This window comes from Burkholderia reimsis (genome assembly GCF_003294055.1).
In the GTDB taxonomy this organism is placed as follows: Bacteria; Pseudomonadota; Gammaproteobacteria; order Burkholderiales; family Burkholderiaceae; genus Burkholderia; species Burkholderia cepacia.
Map to the genome: position 1 here is coordinate 123,530 of NZ_QMFZ01000003.1, position 16,680 is coordinate 140,209.

The following is a 16,680-nucleotide window of genomic DNA, read 5'->3' on the forward strand; positions in this document are numbered from 1 at the left end:
TCGAGCGGGCTTCGGCCATGCGATGCCGCTCGTCCGTCGCGACATCCGCTCAGCCGTCCACCGGTTGCGCAGGCGTGTCGAGCGTCAACTGATAGAACGCCGCATCGAGCCAGCGGCCGAACTTGAAGCCCGCTTCCTTGATCGTGCCCGAATGCACGAATCCCAGCTTCGCATGCAGTGCAATGCTCCCCGCGTTGGCCGCATCGATGCAGCCAACCAGCACGTGTACTTCCGCTTCCCGCGCGCGCTGGACGACTTCGCGCAGCAGCACTTCGCCAAGCCCGCGGCCGCGCTGGTCGCGATGCACGTACACGCTGTGTTCGACCGTGTACTTGTAGGCGGGAAACGCGCGGAACGTGCCCCAGCTCGCGAAGCCGAGCAGCGTGCCCGACGCGTCGACCGCGCCGATGACCGGGAAGCCGCCTGCGCGTTTCGCCGCGAACCACGCGACCATTGCTTCCGGCGGGCGCGGCTTGTAGTCGTACAGCGCGGTCGAGTTCGCGATCGCGTCGTTCAGGATCTCGAGGATGGCCGGCGCATGCTCGGCCTCGCTGCAATCGATCAGGCGCACGTCGTCGCGCTGTTTCGGGGAATTCATACGGACTCCTGTGGGCAGTAAGTGGGTCGCGCGCACGGCTGCTGCGACGACGCGTTCATCAGGGGTTGCGCACGCCGGCGGCGGATGCGTCGCAGATCACGACGACATAACGCGCGGCGTGCGGCGACGGATTGCTGAAAATCAGCGGCTGGTCGAGCCGCATGGCCAGGCAGTCGCCTTCGTGGAGTTCGTGAAGCGTTTCGCCGAACGTGACGTCGACGCGGCCGCTGATGATCCACACCTGCTGATGCAACGCGCTTTCGCGTCCGCCACTGTCGTACGCGACGCGCGCACCGGGCGGGAAATCCACCTCGACGAGCTGGATCGGCGACGGCCAGCCAGCCGGGGAGAGGTTGCGGCGCACATAACCGGACGCCGGATCCCGCCATTCGGCCTGCTGCGTGCGGCGTGCCAGCGGCTGCGCGGGCGCGTCGTCCTGGTCGCCGCCGAACAGCCCGGCCAGCGACACGCCGAGACCGGCTGCCAGCTTGTCGAGCACGACGGCCGTCGGGCTGGCCGATGCACGTTCGATGAGCGAGATCATCGAACGGCTGACGCCGGAGCGCGCAGCCAGCGCATCGAGCGTGTAGCCTCGCACGGTGCGCAGGTCGCGCACGCGCCGGGCGATGCGTTCGTTGATGCCGGTGTCGTCGGCAGCGGCGGTGACGGATTCTTTCATGATGGATTTATTTTCCAGCAAACTGGAATTCGATGTCAACGCCGGTGTCAACGCCGGTGACGGGCCGGCAGCCGGCCGACGGCTCGACCGAATCCGCATGGCTTGCCCGCGAGCCGACCGCAGCGTAATATACGAATCGACTACGTTTCGTTTAATTGGGGATATATGGGCATCATCAAGATTTCCGAGCACATGCACGAGCGGCTGCGCTCGACCAGCACGGCGCTGAGCCGCTCGATCAACGCACAGGCCGAGCACTGGCTGCGCGTCGGGATGCTGGCGGAACTCAATCCGGCGCTGTCCTACGGCGACATCTGCCGGATGCTGATCGAGGCCGAAGCACGGGGCGGCGACGCGGGGCCGGCGGAACCGGTCGAACACGGCATCGAGCAGGTGGCGTAATGGCGAAGCGAGAAATCCCGATCCGCGGCATGGCGGAAATCGCGAAGTCGCGCGAAGCCGCGAAGCTGGCGTCGCAGGTACTGACGATGATCACCGAGCACGTGAAGCCGGGCGTCTCCACCGACGAACTGGACGCACGCTGCCGCGAATACATCGTCGACGTGCTCGGCGCGATCCCGGCGAACATCGGCTACCACGGTTATCCGAAGACGCTGTGCACGTCGGTCAACCACGTGGTGTGTCACGGTATCCCGACGTCGCGGCCGTTGCGCGACGGCGACATCGTGAACCTCGACATCGCGGTGATCAAGGACGGCTGGTTTGGCGATACGAGCCGCATGTATTTCGTCGGCGAACCGAACGAACTCGCGCGGCGCCTCGTCGCGACGACCTATGAGGCGATGCATGCGGGCATCCGCGCGGTACGCCCGGGTGCCACGCTCGGCGACGTCGGCTACGCGATCCAGCAGGTCGCGCATCGCGAAGGATTCAGCGTGGTTCGCGAGTACTGCGGGCACGGCATCGGCGACGTCTATCACGACGAGCCGCAGGTGCTTCACTACGGCCGCCCGGGCACGGGCGTACCGCTGCGGCCGGGGATGATCTTCACGATCGAGCCGATGCTCAACGCGGGCAAGCGCGACACGCGCATGCTGGCGGACGGTTGGACGGTCGTCACGAAGGACCATTCGCTGTCGGCCCAATGGGAGCACATGGTCGTGGTGACGGAAACGGGCTTCGAGGTGCTGACCGAGGATGTGAAGCCGCAAGCGTCCCCGGCGCTGTCCGGCACGCACGCTGCCTGACGCGTAAAGTGCGCCGCGAAGGGCGGTGCGGCGGCACAGTGAAACGGGCTCCTTTGCGGAGCCCGTTTCGTTCGAGGTCATGCGGCGCGATTCATGCGCGAACGCGGCGACCTGCTGCGCGCCGCGCGGTGGATGAACGCGGCTCAGCCGCCGCTCAACCGCGCGCCTTCTGCCAGGCGGATTCGACGAATACGCGGCAGAGCGCCTCCATCCCCTGGCGGTCTTCTTCGTCGAAGCGCGCGGCGACCGGGCTGTCGACGTCCCACACGCCGATCAGCGTGCCGTCGCCGGCCACCAGCGGCACGACGATTTCCGATTCCGACGCGGCGTCGCACGCGATATGGCCGGGGAAGTCGTGCACGTCGCGCACGACCTGCGTCTCGCGCGTCTGCGCAGCCGTGCCGCACACGCCCTTGCCGAGCGCGATCCGCACGCAGGCGGGCTTGCCCTGGAACGGCCCGACCACGAGCTCCGTCCCGTCGAAGAAGTAGAAGCCGGCCCAGTTGAGGCGGTCGAGCGAGTGGTAGACCAGCGCGGCGAAGTTGGCCGCGTTCGCGGTCAGGTCGCGTTCGGATTCGACGAGCGCGCGTGCTTGCTCGACGAGCGTCGCGTATTGATCGGCCTTGGAGGCGTTGGGGTCGTTGGACAGCGTGAACATGGCGGGAAAGCGATCAGGGTTGTGGAATGCGCGATGCGCGTACCGCAGTCTACGGCACGCGCGCACGGTTTGCAGCGCGCGGTTGCGCGTGACGCGGCAAGCTCAGTCGGGTTCGAGTTCGGCAAACCGCGCGGCCAGAAAATCGAGCAGCGCGCGTACCGCAGGCAGCAACCCCCGGCGCGACGCGAACACCGCATGCACGATCTCGCGGCGCGGTGCCCAGTCGGGCAGCACGGTTACCAGCGCGCCGCGCGCGACCTCGTCGCGCACCATCATCGTCGGCAGCTGCACGATGCCGACACCCGCGACGGCCGCCGCGCGCAACGCGAGCATGCCGCCGGTCACAAAGCGCGGCAGGTGGTGGATTTCCGCATGCGCGCCGTCGGGCCCGCGCAGCCGCCACACGTGCGTGGACTGCGGGACGCCGTGATCGAGGCTCGGCAGGCGCGCGAGATCGGCGGGAACGGCCGGTGCGCCATGCTCGCGCAGCAGCGCGGGGCTCGCGACGAGGCACTGGCCGCGCTCGGCCAGCACGCGCAGCGCGAGATCGCTGTCCTCGAGCGGCGGCGGGCGTACGCGGATCGCGACGTCGATCCCTTCGCCGACCACGTCGACGCGCCGGTTGGTCGCTTCCAGATGAATCTCGACGCGCGGACACGCGACCATGAACGCGGCGATCATCTCGCCGACGAGCGAATCGAGCAGCACGATCGGGCAACTGACGCGCACGATGCCACGCGGCTCCTCGTGCAGCAGCGCGATCGCCTCGTCGGCCGCATCGGCCTCGACGAGCATCGCGCGGCAATGCGCGTAGTAGGTCTGGCCGACGTCGGTAACGGTGAAGCGGCGCGTCGAGCGCTGGATCAGCCGCATCCCGAGCCGCGCCTCGAGCAGCGCGATGCGGCGGCTCAGCTTCGATTTCGGCATGTCCAGCGCACGCCCGGCCGGTGCGAAGCCGCCGTGTTCGACGACCTGCACGAAATAATAGAGATCGTTCAGATCCCGCGCTTTATCGTTCATGAAATGGAACGCTGAGTGCGATTTTGGCAGTCTACCGGATCGATCGTTCCACCTCTATATTCCTGTCCAGGATGCGAAACACGTGTTTCGCCGCAATTCGGAGAAGGCAATGAAGAAGATCCAGGGTGTGTACAGTGCGCCGCGCGGCCATTGGGTCGGCGACGGTTTCCCGGTGCGTTCGATGTTCAGCTACCAGTCTCACGGCGCGCATCTGAGCCCGTTCCTGCTGCTCGACTACGCCGGCCCGGCCACGTTCGAGCCGGGCTCGGCCTCGGCGCCGCGCGGTGTCGGCCAGCATCCGCACCGCGGGTTCGAGACGGTGACGATCGTCTATGACGGCGAGGTCGCGCACCGCGACTCGACCGGCGCGGGCGGCGTGATCGGCCCGGGTGACGTGCAGTGGATGACGGCCGCGAGCGGGATCCTGCACGAGGAATTCCACTCGGAAGGGTTCACGAAGCGTGGCGGCCCGCTCGAGATGGTCCAGCTGTGGGTGAACCTGCCCGCCAGGGACAAGATGGGGGCGCCCGGCTACCAGACGCTGCTGGATGCCGACATCCCCGTGGTCGAACTGCCGGACGGCGCGGGGCGTGCGCGGATCATCGCGGGCGAGCTCGACGGGCGGCGCGGCCCGGCCCGCACGCATACGCCTATCGACGTATGGGACGTGCGGCTCGTGGCCGGCGGCCATGCGCGGTTCCCGGTCGCCGAAGGGCGCACGCTCGCGGTGGTCGTGCTGAGCGGTACCGTGCAGGTGAACGGCGAGACGGTCGCCCGCGAAGCGCAGTTCGTGCAGCTCGGCCGCGACGGCAGCGACGTCGAGATCGAAGCGAACGGCGACGCGAAGCTGCTGATCCTGAGCGGCGAACCGATCGACGAGCCGGTCGTCGGGTATGGGCCGTTCGTGATGAACTCGCAAGCGGAGATCCGCACCGCGATCGAGGACTTCAACAACGGCCGCTTCGGCCAGATGCCGGCATGACGGACAGGCCCCGCGCAATGCGGGGCCTTTTTTTCGGGCGCGGGCAGCCGATCGCGCGGCGCGTGCGCTTCGGGGCATAATCGACGATTGCCGCGCGCCGGCCGGCGCGCCCGAATCAGGACCGCACATGAACGCATCCGCCGCATCCCCGAGCGCCGCCGATCTCGACTGGCGCTGGAAATCCTTCGACGCGCTGACGGCGCGCGAAGTCTATTCGATCCTCGAAGCCCGCAGCGCCGTGTTCGTCGTCGAGCAGAATTGCGTGTATCGCGACATCGACGACGCGGACCAGGCCGCCTGGCACCTGGCCGCATTCGATCCGGCAGGGCGCCTCGCCGGCTATCTGCGCGTGCTGTTGCCGGATGCGCAGAACACCGATGTCCGCATCGGCCGTGTGCTGACGACCGCCGCGTTTCGCGGCGCCGGCCTGGGCAACGGGCTGCTGTCGCGCGCGCTCGAGCATATTCGCGCGCAGTGGCCGGATACGCCGGTGAGCCTGCATGCGCAGGCCCACTTGCAGCGTTTTTACGGGGCATTCGGCTTCACGCCGAGTTCGGACGTGCACGACGAGGACGGCATCCCGCACGTGTGGATGAGCAGCGCGCGCGCGTAATGCGCGCCGCGCCGCGCGGCAGTCAGTGCGCGGCGCGTGCGACCGACGGCGCGTCCGCGCGTTGCGCGGCCCGTTCGCCGATCAGGCGGCCGCGGGCGGACAGCCGCAGCCAGTGCCGCAGCGCGATCAGCGCGCCGATCACGCTCATCATCGAGCCGGGAATCCACAGCAGCAGGCCGCCGATCTGCTGGTCGCGCAGCGGGCTCAGCCACGTGAACGCGCGGCCGCAGATCGAATAGATCGGATACAGCTCGTGCGGCGTGAAGAAGATCAGTGCGCCGAGTGCGATCTGCGGCGGGATCGCCGCGACGACGATCAGGATCCGGCGGCCCGGCGACAGCCGCGCGGGCGGCGCGGGGCGCGGATCGACGACGAGCCACCAGAACAGCAGCCCGTCGATCACCATGCTCCAGTTCATCACGCGATAGAGACGCCAGTCGAGCATCGCGATGAAATGGATCGGCGACAGCAGCCAGAAATAGATCAGCCCGACGAACAGCACGACCGCGACGACGGGATGGAACACCACGTCGAGCGTCGCGCGCACGGGCGCCCACGCGAGGGCGGGGCGCACGAAGCGCTGCCGCCAGCGAAACGGGATGCCCGCGCGAATCGCCGCGCCCGGATAGGACAGCGCGATGAAGAACGGCCCGAGGTGGTGCAGCACGAGGTGCTGCGCGCGGTGCAGGAAGAACTCGTGCTCGAAGAAATAGTCGAGCCGCGTATGCAGCGCGATGTAGAGCGCCGTCAGCCCGAACCAGAACGAGAACTGCCGCAGCGGCGACACCTTCGCCTTCTTCACGCCGCGCGCGAACAGCACGGCAGCGGTGAGCACCGCGATCACCACGGTCGGTGACGGTTCCCACGGATCGAGCCAGTACAGGAGGTTCATCGCGCGCGCATCACTTCGCCTGGGCCGGCGATTTCACGGCGAACGGCGCATCGACCGTTTCGCCGTCGGAGAATTTCAGGCGCAGGTGCACGGTGTCGCCCGGCTTGATCGCGTGCTTCGGCTCCTCGAGCATGAAGTGGTAGCCGCCCGGTGCGATGTCGACCTTGCCGCGCGCGGGGACCGTCAGCTTGTCGACCATTTCCATCTTCTGCGTCGAGCCGTTCGAGACGGTCTGGTGCAGCATCGCCATCCCGTAGTCGGGGCTGTCGACGTCGACGAGATCGACCGGCTTGTCGCCCGTGTTCACGATCGTCACGTAGCCGCCGGCCGGCAGCTTGTTCGGCAGCCAGCGCACCCATGCGTTCTGCGCGGTGATCGCACCGGCGGCATAGGCGTGGGTGCCGGCGCACAGCGCGGCGAGGAGGGCGAGCGTCTTGAGTGTCGTCTTCGTCTTCATGTCGTGAGAGGAATTCAGGTGGTGGAGGCGGTGTCGATGATCCGGCGCACATCGGCGGCGATGGCGTCGGGCGAGTCGCGGTCGGTCGCAAGCAGGCGGGCGCGGCCGGTTGCGTCGAAGATGTAGACGGCCGAGCTGTGCGTGACTTCGTAGCCGCCGGACGGATCGCGCTGCTCCATCTGGTATGCGACGCGATAGCGCTTCGCGAGCGATTCTATCTGGCGGTCGGTGCCGGTCAGGCCGCGCGCATGCGCGGCGTCGAACGCGGCGACATACGATTGCATCGCCTGCGGCGTGTCGCGTGCAGGATCGACCGAGACGAACAGGATGCGCACGTCGTTGGCCTGCGGGCCGAGCTTCGCCAGTACTTCCATCAGCCGTGCCATCGTTTCGGGGCAGACATCGGGGCAGTGCGTGTAGCCGAAGTAGACGAGCGCGACCTGGCCGTGGAACGCATCGGCGTCGACGGGATGGCCGTCGCCGCCCGTCAGCGTGAACGACAGGTCGGGCAGGTGGCCGGTGACGTTGGTCAGGTTCCAGCGCGGCTCGTCGTGCGTGCACGCGGCGAGCGCCACGGCGGCGGCGAAGGCCGCGGCCGTGCGGATGAAGCGGGAGAAGCGCCGGTGCGGCGCTGGGCGGGCAGACGACATCCTGGGGCTCGATCGGACGGAAAGGTGACCGGCCGGCGCGATGCCATGCGTCGCGCGGCAGGCGGTTGCGACTGTAGCGCAATTCGCGCGCCCGCGTCCTTTCGAAACCCGTACGGGGCGGGCGAGCGGGGCAATATGTCGCAGTTGACGCAATCGGCGGCGCGCGGCTGGCGATGCGCCGGTTTCGCCCATCTCGGTGCGCAGGCGCGGTAAGATGCGCACAATTCCATTCGCGCAGCGGCGGTGCGGCGTTTGCCGGCCGGCCCTCAGACTATCGAATCGATGCAATCCGTTCCGGCTTCCCTGTCCCTGACCGATACCGCGTTCTTCTTCGACTTCGACGGCACGCTCGTCGAACTGGCGCCGACGCCCGACAGCATTCACGTTCCGCCGTCGCTGCTGACGCTGCTCGACGAGCTGCGGCGCCGCTCGCACGGTGCGGTCGCGATCGTGTCCGGGCGCGGTATCGACAACCTCGACACGTTCCTCAAGATGCCCGGCCTGCCGATCGCCGGCCTGCACGGCGCGGAGCGCCGCGATGCGAACGGCGACACGCAGCGCATCGGCTTCAACGACGAACGCCTGCTGCGCATCGAGCGCGAGCTGGCGGCCGTCGTCGACCGTCATCCGGGCATGCTGCTCGAAATCAAGGGCGCGGCCGTTGCGCTGCACTACCGCAACGCGCCCGAGCGCGAGGCGGCTGCGCGCGCGGCCGCCGAGCGCCTCGTCGCCGACTATGCCGATGCGTATGTGCTGCAGCCCGGCAAGATGGTGTTCGAGATCAAGCCGAAGGGGGTCGACAAGGGGCGCGCGCTGGCCGCGTTCCTCGACGAGCCGCCGTTCGCGGGCCGCGTGCCGCTGTTCGCGGGCGACGACCTGACCGACGAGAAGGGCTTCGCGGTGGTCAACGCGCGCGGCGGCCTGTCGATCAAGGTCGGCGCGGGCGAGACGTCCGCCCGCATGCGGCTCGATTCGGTCGACGCGCTGCATGAGCAGATCGCGCACTGGCTCGGTGCGGGGCAGCCGCACGCATGAGTCGCCTCATCATCGTTTCAAACCGCGTCGCACCGATTTCGGAAGGCGAACCGGCGGCAGGCGGCCTCGCGATCGGTGTCTACGATGCGCTGAAGGAGACGGGCGGCATGTGGTTCGGCTGGAGCGGCGAGGTCGTCGCATCCGGTGCGCCGCAGATTCGCGTCGAGGAGCACGGGCCGGTCACGTTCGCGACCATCGGCCTGTCGCGGCGCGACTACGACCAGTATTACCGCGGCTTCTCGAACGCGACGCTGTGGCCCGCGTTTCACTACCGCACCGACCTGATCCAGTACGACCGTCACGAGTTCGAAGGCTACAGCCGCGTGAACGTGTGGCTCGCGCAGCAGCTCGTGCCGCTGCTGCAGGACGACGACGTGATCTGGGTGCACGACTATCACCTGATCCCGTTCGCGCGCGCGCTGCGCGCGGCCGGCGTGAAGAACCGCATCGGCTTCTTCCTGCACATCCCGTTTCCCGCCGCGCAGGTGCTCGTCAACGTGCCGCCGCATCGCGACCTGGTCGAGTCGCTGTGCGCGTTCGACCTGCTCGGCTTCCAGACCGAACCCGACCTGCGCGCATTCTGCGATTACGTCGAATCCGAAGCGGACGGCGTGATCGAGCGCGACGGCCGCCTGGTGACGGTGCGCGCATTCGGCCGGACGCTGCGCGCGGCCGCGTATCCGATTGGCGTGCATCCGGACGAGATCGCGGCGCTCGCGCAGGCCGGCGAGCACGGCAAGGCGGTGCGCACGCTCGCGGCGTCGCTGCGGGGCCGCAAGCTGATCATGAGCGTCGACCGGCTCGATTACTCGAAGGGACTCGTCGAGCGCTTCCGCGCGTTCGAGAAGCTGCTCGAGCACGAGCCGTCGCATCGCAATCGCGTGTCGTTCCTGCAGATCGCGCCGTCGACCCGAGCGGAGCTGCGCGCGTACCAGGACATCCGCCTGCAGCTCGAAGGAGAGTCGGGGCGCATCAACGGACGCTTCGCCGAGCTCGACTGGGCACCGATCCTCTATATCCATCGCCAGTACGACCGCCAGCTGCTCGCGGCGCTGTACCGGCTCGCGCGGGTCGGCTACGTGACACCGTTGCGCGACGGGATGAACCTCGTCGCGAAGGAGTACGTATCCGCGCAGGATCCGGACGATCCGGGCGTGCTCGTGCTGTCGCGCTTCGCGGGCGCCGCGCGCGAGCTGACGGGGGCGCTGATCGTCAATCCGATCGATATCGACGGGATGGCCGATGCGTTGTCGCAGGCGCTGACGATGCCGCTCGCCGAGCGGCGCGCGCGTTATACGGACATGATCGCGCAGCTTCGCGAGAACAACGTGTCGGTGTGGCGCGACAACTTCCTGCGCGATCTGCAGCACGTGTAACCGACGCGTCCCGCCGGAAATGAAAAAGCCGCAGTGCGAGCAGCACTGCGGCTTTTTTGCTGGCTGCGGGCCGGTGCGTCAGGCCACGCGTTCGCCGGTCGGCGTGCTGCCGTCGGGCGCCGCGTGATGGCGGCCGTGCTGCTTCGCGAGCAGGTCGCGGTACAGGCCGGGGCGATTGCGCAGCACGTCGGGCGGCCCGTCGTCGATGACCTTGCCGTTGTTCATCACGATGATCCGGTCGAAGTTGCGCAGCGTCGACAGGCGGTGCGCGATCGCGATCACCGTGCGACCGACCATCAGGCGGTCGAGCGCGCTCTGGATCGCTTCCTCGGATGCGCTGTCGAGCGCGGACGTCGCTTCGTCGAGCAGCAGGATCGGCGCGTTCTTCAGGATCGCGCGCGCGATCGCGATGCGCTGGCGCTGGCCGCCCGACAGCTTGACGCCGCGGTCGCCGACGATCGTGTCATAGCCTTCCGGCATCGCTTCGATGAACTCCGCGCAGCGCGCGTCGCGCGCGGCCGCGAGCACTTCGTCGCGGGTCGCTTCGGGGCGGCCGTACGCGATGTTGTCGTAGATCGTCCGGTGCAGCAGCGAGATGTCCTGCGGCACGAGCGCGATCGCGTGGCGCAGGCTGTCCTGCGTGATCGACTTCACGTCCTGGCCGTCCACCTGCACGACGCCGTCCTGCGTGTCGTAGAAGCGCTGCAGCAGCGCGAGCACGGTCGACTTGCCGGCGCCCGACTTGCCGATCAGGCCGACGCGCTGGCCCGGCTCGATATGGAGATCGAAGTGGTCGAGGATCGCGCGGCGGTGCGGATACGCGAACGTCACGCGCTCGAAGTCGACGCGGCCGCCCTTGGCCGACAGCGGCTGGGCGTCCGAGCGATCAGGCATCCCGTGCGGCTCGAGCAACGTCTTGACGGCTTCGGACAGGCGCGCGACGTGCTGGGTGACGTCGACGAGCGCGACCGCGAGGTCGCGCGTGCCGTGCAGGATCGTGAAGCCGAGCGAGCTGACGAGCACGATGTCGCCCGACGTCGCGCGGCCCTGGTCCCACAGCCACAGCGCCCAGCCGAGCAGGCCGGCGGACAGCATCGCGGTGATCACCGCGTGCAGCAGGCGCAGCTTTTCGAGATAGAGCAGGCTTTGCTGGCGCGCATCCATCTCGGCCTTGACCGTTGCGCCGAAGCGCTTCTGTTCGCGCAGCGTCATCCCGAACGCACGCACGAGGCCCATGTTGCCGATCACGTCGACGAGTTCGCCGTCGACCGCGGCGGCCTTCGCCGCGAACGCATGGTGGCGGGCCGAGCCGCGCCCGGCGAGCTTGAACAGGATCACGGACAGCACGGCCGAACAGCCGAGCAGGCCGGCGGCCATCATCGGATTGACGACGATGATCATCAGGATCGCGCCCATCACCGCGATGCACGGCGGCAGCACGTTCCACGCCATCGTGTTCTCCGACGTGTAGACGGCGTTCGACGTGGCCGTGATGCGGCTCGCGAGCGTGCCCGGCTGCTTTTCGGAGTAGTAGGTCGGCGAATGGCCGATCAGGTACTGGAACAGGTCGCGCCGCAGGTCGCCGGTGACCGCGACGAACGTATGCGCGGCGACCCAGCCGCCGACGCGCCACAGCAGGTTGTCGGCCGCGATCAGCCCGACGAGCAGCGCGAATGCGCTCCACAGCGGGCCGGGGTGATGACGCCCGGTCGCCAGCACGTCGATCAGGTGCTTGATCGCGTATTGCGAGCCGAGCGCGCAGCCGACGGCGGCCAGCACGCTGCAGAGCACGATCAGGTGGGCAACGGGATGCAGGCGGATGTAGCGGAACAGGAACGCGATCGGCCGGTGCGCGTAGCTCGACAGCTTCGCGTTGTGGGCGTTGCGCTGGGCAGGGGTGAGAGATTCCAAAATATGCGTGCGGTGATTCGGTGATTGAGCGTTGCGGCGGGATCGCTTGCCGGCGTTCGCCCGGACTGAATAATCCGGCATTGTAAACAAGGCCGTGCGCTGCGCTGCGCGAATCTTGCCTCGGCCAGGGGTGCTCGATCGATTTTGAGATAAAATCCGGCATCCCGTCCTGTCTCATGTGCCGGAATCACGCTGCCGGCAGTCACGGGGGCAAGGAATGCCAAAAGGGCCTTCCACTCTAGAACGGACGCCCAAGTCCGCGGGTTGCAAAGTGTTGCACCTTTGTAACAAAGTAAAGTGTTTGAAATGTTGTGCGCCGTATCGGGATTAACCCTAGATAATCGGCTCCGGGTTCGATTCCAGGTTTTTTACGAACCCCTGTCAACGGGTCTTCGTTTCAAACGTTCTATGCCTGTCGCGTCGCCGACGCTCCTTGAGCAGCGCGGGTTTGACGCCCCCGGCAGGCTGATTCGTCCGACTTTTCGGACGAAATGCATCCAGCCCGGATCGCCGGCAGGTTGCCGACCCATACCTGGTTTTTAGCCGATTTTTTAGGAGTTACGCATGCGAATCGCCCAAATCGCTCCGTTGCACGAAGCGGTGCCCCCGAAACTGTACGGTGGTACCGAGCGAGTGGTGTCCTACCTCACCGAAGCACTTGTCGAGATGGGGCATGACGTTACGCTCTTCGCGAGCGGCGATTCGCAAACCTCCGCGAAGCTCGAAGCGTGCTGGCCGCAGGCGCTGCGCCTCGACCCGACGATCCGTGACGTGATGGCCCCGCACATGCTGCTCCTCGAGCAGGTGCGCCGCCGCGCGGAAGAGTTCGACGTCCTGCACTGCCACATCGACTACTACCCGTTCTCGCTGTTCTCGCGCCAGCCGGTCCCGCATCTGACGACGATGCACGGCCGTCTCGACCTGCCGGAACTGCAGCCGATCTTCAATGCATTCAGCGACGTGCCGGTCGTGTCGATCTCCGACAACCAGCGCATCCCGCTGCCGCAGGCGAACTGGCTGTCGACCGTTTACCACGGCCTGCCGGAAAACCTGCTGACGCCGATCCCGAACGTGAAGCCGAGCTACCTCGCGTTCCTCGGCCGCATCTCGCCGGAGAAGCGCGTCGACACGGCGATCCGCATCGCCGAGCAGGCCGGCCTGCCGATCAAGATCGCCGCGAAGCTCGACAAGGCTGACCGCGCGTACTACGAAGAGAAGATCAAGCCGCTGTTCGCGCTGCCGCACGTCGAGTACATCGGCGAAATCAGCGAAGCCGAAAAGACGGAATTCCTGGGCAACGCGCACGCGCTGCTGTTCCCGATCGACTGGCCGGAGCCCTTCGGCCTGGTGATGATCGAGGCAATGGCCTGCGGCACGCCGGTGATCGCGTTCAAGCGCGGCTCGGTGCCGGAAGTGATCGACAACGGCGTGTCGGGCTTCGTCGTCGAAGACGAACTGTCGGCCGTCGCGGCGCTCAAGCGCCTCGATACGCTGCCGCGCGAGAAGGTCCGCGCCGCGTTCGAAGCACGCTTCTCGTCGAAGGTGATGGCGCAGAACTACGTGAAGGGCTACGAGGAACTGCTGCGCCAGAAGCGTCGCACGGTGCTCCGCGAAGTCAACGCAGGCTGATTGCGGGCCGCCGCCTGGCGGCGCGCGGCTCGCCAACGACGCCCCGTCCGGGTTTCCGGCGGGGCGTTGTCACATCCGCGGCGCGGATCTGTTGTATTCTCGCCGCGCCCGACGCCGCGAACGGCCCTCGAAGCGGCCCGCCATGGCATCCAGCCGTCTGTCCAGACGGTAATGTCCCTATAATGGCCGTGCCGTGAAATCCGGCCCCGCACGAATATCCAGAGGAGAGCAGTCTTGGCGAGAACGAAATCCACGCGCGCAGCGCCGGCCCCCGGCGCCGGTGTGATCTTCGCGTTGCGTGCGATCGGTCTCGTGCTGCTCGCGCGCTGGCTGTTCTCGATGTCCCAGATGGGCTATCGCTCGTCGCTGTCCGCGATGGTGTCGTCGCCCTGGGCGTTCGTCTACCTCCTGCTGATCTTCCTGCTGCTCGCGCTGCCGGGTGCCGTCGCGCGCGCCGAGCGGCCGTTCCATCCGCTGCCGCAGTGGCTGCGCCAGGCGCTGCGCGTCTTCGCGCTGATCGGTTTCCTGTTCGCGGTCTGGTCGATCGGCATGTTCGTCTGGGTGGATGGCTGGCGCCTCGCGCTGCATGCCGTGACGGCGACCAACGGCTGGCTCGTTGCCGCCCCGGCGCTTTATGCGGCGATCGTCTGGATCTGCCGCCCGCGGCCGCTGTGGCGGACCAACGTGGCGGCCCGCCGCTTCGCGGTCGGCCGTTATGCGATTTCGCTCGACGTGCTGACGCGCACCGCGATCGTCTGGATGGAAAGCCGCAAGGTCGGCCAGTACGACGCGCGCGAACTGTCGGTGCGCTGGCCCGGCCGTGCGGCGCCTGCCGCCGGCGAAGGGGCGACGGGCGGACAGCCTTCGGTCGTGCCGCCGCGCCGCGGCGGCCTGTTCAATCGACCGAAGGTCGAGCTGCTGTGGGATTCGCCGGCGGCCGTCGGCCATAACCGGCAGATCGTCATGCGCGCGCCGCTCGCGACCGAAGGCGACCGCGTCGCGGTGCTCGCGCTCGACGCCGCGCTCAAGCAGATCGTCTGACAAGTCCCGCGCACGGCGTGCGGGCGCGGGGGATGGGGGCGGACGGTCAGGAATGGCCGGATAGGTGTGGCCGGCCAAATCCGGCCAGGCCCGGCCGAGTCCCGATAGGGCCGGCCGGATTCCCATCGCCATCCCGATCCGGATCCTGTTCGATTCGAGCAGCGTTTTCCGCCAGACACCCGCCAGCCGCGCCTCGCCGCTCGTCTTGAGCCCGGCCCGGCCGGGCGATTCAGCCGCCCGGTCCGTTTCGCGCTCAGCGCACGAGGCAGGGGCGCTTGTTGTTGAAAGTCCAACCCGGAATCAGGTACTGCATCGCCGCCGCGTCGTCGCGGGCACCGAGCCCGTGCTGCTTGTACAACTCGTGCGCGACCGCTACGGCATCCATGTCGATATCGATGCCGAGGCCCGGGCGCTTCGGCACGTCTACCAGCCCGTTTTCGATCTTCAGCGGCTCGCGCGTCAGGCGCTCGCCGTCCTGCCAGATCCAGTGCGTGTCGATCGCGGTGACCTGGCCCGGTGCGGCGGCCGCGACATGCGTGAACATCGCGAGCGACACGTCGAAGTGGTTGTTCGAGTGCGAGCCCCACGTGAGGCCCCAGTCGCGACACATCTGCGCGACGCGCACCGAACCCTGCATCGTCCAGAAATGCGGATCGGCGAGCGGAATGTCGACGGCCTGCAACTGCACCGCGTGGCCCATTTGCCGCCAGTCGGTCGCAATCATGTTGGTTGCCGTCGGCAGCCCCGTCGCGCGGCGGAATTCGGCCATCACCTCGCGGCCCGAGTAGCCGTTCTCGGCGCCGCACGGATCTTCCGCGTAGGCGAGCACGTGATGCTGGTCGCGACACAGCCGCACGGCCTCGTCGAGCGACCATGCGCCGTTCGGGTCGAGCGTCACGCGCGCGTCGGGGAAGCGCTCGGCGAGCGCCGTCACGGCCTCGATCTCGCTCGCACCTTCGAATACGCCGCCCTTCAGCTTGAAGTCGTTGAAGCCGTAGCGCGCATGCGCGGCTTCGGCGAGCCGCACGACGGCCTCGGGCGTCAGCGCGGCTGCGTCACGCACACGCGTCCAGTCGTCGGTCGCGCCGCTGCCGTCGCGGTAGGGCAGCGCGGTCTTCGTTCGATCGCCGACGTAGAACAGGTAGCCGAGCATTTCGACGCGCTCGCGCTGCTGGCCCTCGCCGAGCAGCGCGGCGACCGGCACGCCGAGATGCTGGCCCAGCAGGTCGAGCAGCGCAGCCTCGAGCGCGGTGACCGCGTGGATCGTCGTGCGCAGGTCGAAGGTCTGCAGACCGCGGCCGCTCGCGTCGCGGTCGGCGAAGGTGCGCCGCACGTCGTTGAGCACCGCATGGTAATTGCCGACCGGCTGGCCGACGACGAGCGCACGCGCATCGTCGAGCGTGCGGCGGATGCTTTCGCCGCCGGGCACTTCGCCGACGCCGGTCCGGCCCGCGCTGTCCTTCAGGATCACGAGGTTGCGGGTGAAGAACGGGCCGTGTGCGCCGCTCAGGTTGAGCAGCATGCTGTCGTGGCCGGCGACCGGAATCGCTTGCAGGTCGACGATGCGCGGCGTGTCGTGGGAGGGCGAGGCAGTGACGGCGTTCATGGGCGGCGATGGCAGAAGGGTGGGCAATGCCGTGCGGCAAAAGCTTTGCCGCGCGCGGCAGGAGGTGCGATCATTCGACAACCGACGTGCGCGGCGCGCAAGCCCCCGCAGGTCGACGCAACCCGGAACGGGGTGGGAGCGACAACCTGACCAGCGGAGCGCAGAACGCGAAAGCTGGCTGATCGTAAGGCATGGGACCAGGCAGTGCCGGCGTGCGCGCTTGAGTCGACAGGAGATCCGTGTTTTGATCATCAGTCGTCGGATGACTTGTGACGCAGTATAATGAATCGTCGGCTTTCGCTCAAACCCCGCGTAAACCCTCGGC

17 protein-coding genes are annotated in these 16,680 nt (G+C 67.8%); 8 read left to right on the forward strand and 9 right to left on the reverse strand.

The features are described 5' to 3' along the window. Positions 1–49 precede the first annotated feature (49 nt). Complete coding sequence (locus DPV79_RS05425) at positions 50–598, reverse strand: GNAT family N-acetyltransferase (RefSeq protein WP_113044968.1); 549 nt, start codon at positions 596–598, stop codon at positions 50–52. A gap of 58 nt (positions 599–656) precedes the next feature. After that, positions 657–1,277 carry a helix-turn-helix domain-containing protein gene (locus tag DPV79_RS05430; RefSeq protein WP_060155987.1) on the reverse strand — a complete coding sequence of 207 codons (621 nt, stop codon included), beginning with the start codon at positions 1,275–1,277 and terminating at the stop codon, positions 657–659. Between the two features lie 165 nt (positions 1,278–1,442). Between DPV79_RS05430 and DPV79_RS05435 the strand changes: the two genes are divergently transcribed. Beyond that, positions 1,443–1,679, forward strand: coding sequence for a ParD-like family protein (locus DPV79_RS05435; RefSeq protein WP_021163089.1), 237 nt, complete (start codon positions 1,443–1,445; stop codon positions 1,677–1,679). Continuing rightward, on the forward strand, positions 1,679–2,485 hold the full coding sequence (gene map / locus DPV79_RS05440; protein ID WP_059649281.1) for a type I methionyl aminopeptidase: 807 nt from the start codon (positions 1,679–1,681) through the stop codon (positions 2,483–2,485). The genes DPV79_RS05435 and map overlap by 1 nt, the downstream gene beginning before the upstream one ends. 154 nt (positions 2,486–2,639) lie before the next feature. On the opposite strand, the gene DPV79_RS05445 is transcribed toward map, so the two are convergent. Both DPV79_RS05445 and DPV79_RS05450 read right to left on the reverse strand, forming a co-directional pair. Then, the gene (locus DPV79_RS05445) at positions 2,640–3,143 is read right to left on the reverse strand and encodes a GAF domain-containing protein (protein ID WP_021163091.1); all 504 of its coding nucleotides are present in this window, start codon (positions 3,141–3,143) and stop codon (positions 2,640–2,642) included. A 102-nt stretch (positions 3,144–3,245) separates the two neighbouring features. Further along, positions 3,246–4,163, reverse strand: a complete 918-nt coding sequence (locus DPV79_RS05450) for a LysR family transcriptional regulator (RefSeq protein WP_021163092.1) — start codon at positions 4,161–4,163, stop codon at positions 3,246–3,248. A 109-nt stretch (positions 4,164–4,272) separates the two neighbouring features. Between DPV79_RS05450 and DPV79_RS05455 the strand changes: the two genes are divergently transcribed. Further along, positions 4,273–5,145 (forward strand): pirin family protein, encoded by an 873-nt coding sequence (locus DPV79_RS05455; RefSeq protein WP_027787992.1) that lies wholly within the window; start codon positions 4,273–4,275, stop codon positions 5,143–5,145. Positions 5,146–5,272: 127 nt separating this feature from the next. After that, positions 5,273–5,758 carry a GNAT family N-acetyltransferase gene (locus DPV79_RS05460; protein WP_021163094.1) on the forward strand — a complete coding sequence of 162 codons (486 nt, stop codon included), beginning with the start codon at positions 5,273–5,275 and terminating at the stop codon, positions 5,756–5,758. A 22-nt stretch (positions 5,759–5,780) separates the two neighbouring features. On the opposite strand, the gene DPV79_RS05465 is transcribed toward DPV79_RS05460, so the two are convergent. From DPV79_RS05465 to DPV79_RS05475, 3 genes are read right to left on the reverse strand one after another with little or no spacing between them, the layout of a single operon-like run. Beyond that, entirely contained in the window at positions 5,781–6,650 is an 870-nt protein-coding gene (locus DPV79_RS05465) for a cytochrome c oxidase assembly protein (protein ID WP_021163095.1), read from the reverse strand. 10 nt (positions 6,651–6,660) lie between these two features. Continuing rightward, on the reverse strand, positions 6,661–7,107 hold the full coding sequence (locus DPV79_RS05470) for a copper chaperone PCu(A)C (RefSeq protein ID WP_027787990.1): 447 nt from the start codon (positions 7,105–7,107) through the stop codon (positions 6,661–6,663). Between the two features lie 14 nt (positions 7,108–7,121). After that, positions 7,122–7,757: an SCO family protein gene (locus tag DPV79_RS05475; protein WP_021163097.1), complete on the reverse strand. Its 636-nt coding sequence runs from the start codon at positions 7,755–7,757 to the stop codon at positions 7,122–7,124. A gap of 282 nt (positions 7,758–8,039) precedes the next feature. Between DPV79_RS05475 and otsB the strand changes: the two genes are divergently transcribed. Continuing rightward, positions 8,040–8,792: a trehalose-phosphatase gene (otsB, locus tag DPV79_RS05480; RefSeq protein ID WP_111939660.1), complete on the forward strand. Its 753-nt coding sequence runs from the start codon at positions 8,040–8,042 to the stop codon at positions 8,790–8,792. After that, positions 8,789–10,168: an alpha,alpha-trehalose-phosphate synthase (UDP-forming) gene (gene otsA, locus DPV79_RS05485; protein WP_059681850.1), complete on the forward strand. Its 1,380-nt coding sequence runs from the start codon at positions 8,789–8,791 to the stop codon at positions 10,166–10,168. Before otsB ends, otsA begins: the two co-directional genes overlap by 4 nt. Positions 10,169–10,246: 78 nt before the next feature. Here the strand turns inward: otsA and DPV79_RS05490 are convergent, their stop codons facing one another. Beyond that, positions 10,247–12,079 carry an ABC transporter ATP-binding protein gene (locus DPV79_RS05490; RefSeq protein WP_042977612.1) on the reverse strand — a complete coding sequence of 611 codons (1,833 nt, stop codon included), beginning with the start codon at positions 12,077–12,079 and terminating at the stop codon, positions 10,247–10,249. Between the two features lie 564 nt (positions 12,080–12,643). Between DPV79_RS05490 and DPV79_RS05495 the strand changes: the two genes are divergently transcribed. Both DPV79_RS05495 and DPV79_RS05505 read left to right on the forward strand, forming a co-directional pair. After that, complete coding sequence (locus DPV79_RS05495) at positions 12,644–13,708, forward strand: glycosyltransferase family 4 protein (protein WP_027787985.1); 1,065 nt, start codon at positions 12,644–12,646, stop codon at positions 13,706–13,708. Between the two features lie 234 nt (positions 13,709–13,942). Next, positions 13,943–14,749, forward strand: coding sequence for a hypothetical protein (locus tag DPV79_RS05505; RefSeq protein WP_059486605.1), 807 nt, complete (start codon positions 13,943–13,945; stop codon positions 14,747–14,749). Positions 14,750–15,002: 253 nt separating this feature from the next. Here DPV79_RS05505 and gudD read toward each other — a convergent pair whose 3' ends face one another. Beyond that, the gene (gene gudD / locus DPV79_RS05510) at positions 15,003–16,355 is read right to left on the reverse strand and encodes a glucarate dehydratase (RefSeq protein WP_048022991.1); all 1,353 of its coding nucleotides are present in this window, start codon (positions 16,353–16,355) and stop codon (positions 15,003–15,005) included. Positions 16,356–16,680: the final 325 nt, after the last annotated feature.

Excerpts from the sequence above, each read along its gene's own strand:
- DPV79_RS05425 (WP_113044968.1), bottom strand. The coding sequence starts at position 598 with ATGAATTCCCCGAAACAGCGCGACGACGTGCGCCTGATCGATTGCAGC.
- DPV79_RS05430 (WP_060155987.1), bottom strand. The coding sequence starts at position 1,277 with ATGAAAGAATCCGTCACCGCCGCTGCCGACGACACCGGCATCAACGAA.
- DPV79_RS05435 (WP_021163089.1), top strand. The coding sequence starts at position 1,443 with ATGGGCATCATCAAGATTTCCGAGCACATGCACGAGCGGCTGCGCTCG.
- map (WP_059649281.1), top strand. The coding sequence starts at position 1,679 with ATGGCGAAGCGAGAAATCCCGATCCGCGGCATGGCGGAAATCGCGAAG.
- DPV79_RS05445 (WP_021163091.1), bottom strand. The coding sequence starts at position 3,143 with ATGTTCACGCTGTCCAACGACCCCAACGCCTCCAAGGCCGATCAATAC.
- DPV79_RS05450 (WP_021163092.1), bottom strand. The coding sequence starts at position 4,163 with ATGAACGATAAAGCGCGGGATCTGAACGATCTCTATTATTTCGTGCAG.
- DPV79_RS05455 (WP_027787992.1), top strand. The coding sequence starts at position 4,273 with ATGAAGAAGATCCAGGGTGTGTACAGTGCGCCGCGCGGCCATTGGGTC.
- DPV79_RS05460 (WP_021163094.1), top strand. The coding sequence starts at position 5,273 with ATGAACGCATCCGCCGCATCCCCGAGCGCCGCCGATCTCGACTGGCGC.
- DPV79_RS05465 (WP_021163095.1), bottom strand. The coding sequence starts at position 6,650 with ATGAACCTCCTGTACTGGCTCGATCCGTGGGAACCGTCACCGACCGTG.
- DPV79_RS05470 (WP_027787990.1), bottom strand. The coding sequence starts at position 7,107 with ATGAAGACGAAGACGACACTCAAGACGCTCGCCCTCCTCGCCGCGCTG.
- DPV79_RS05475 (WP_021163097.1), bottom strand. The coding sequence starts at position 7,757 with ATGTCGTCTGCCCGCCCAGCGCCGCACCGGCGCTTCTCCCGCTTCATC.
- otsB (WP_111939660.1), top strand. The coding sequence starts at position 8,040 with ATGCAATCCGTTCCGGCTTCCCTGTCCCTGACCGATACCGCGTTCTTC.
- otsA (WP_059681850.1), top strand. The coding sequence starts at position 8,789 with ATGAGTCGCCTCATCATCGTTTCAAACCGCGTCGCACCGATTTCGGAA.
- DPV79_RS05495 (WP_027787985.1), top strand. The coding sequence starts at position 12,644 with ATGCGAATCGCCCAAATCGCTCCGTTGCACGAAGCGGTGCCCCCGAAA.
- gudD (WP_048022991.1), bottom strand. The coding sequence starts at position 16,355 with ATGAACGCCGTCACTGCCTCGCCCTCCCACGACACGCCGCGCATCGTC.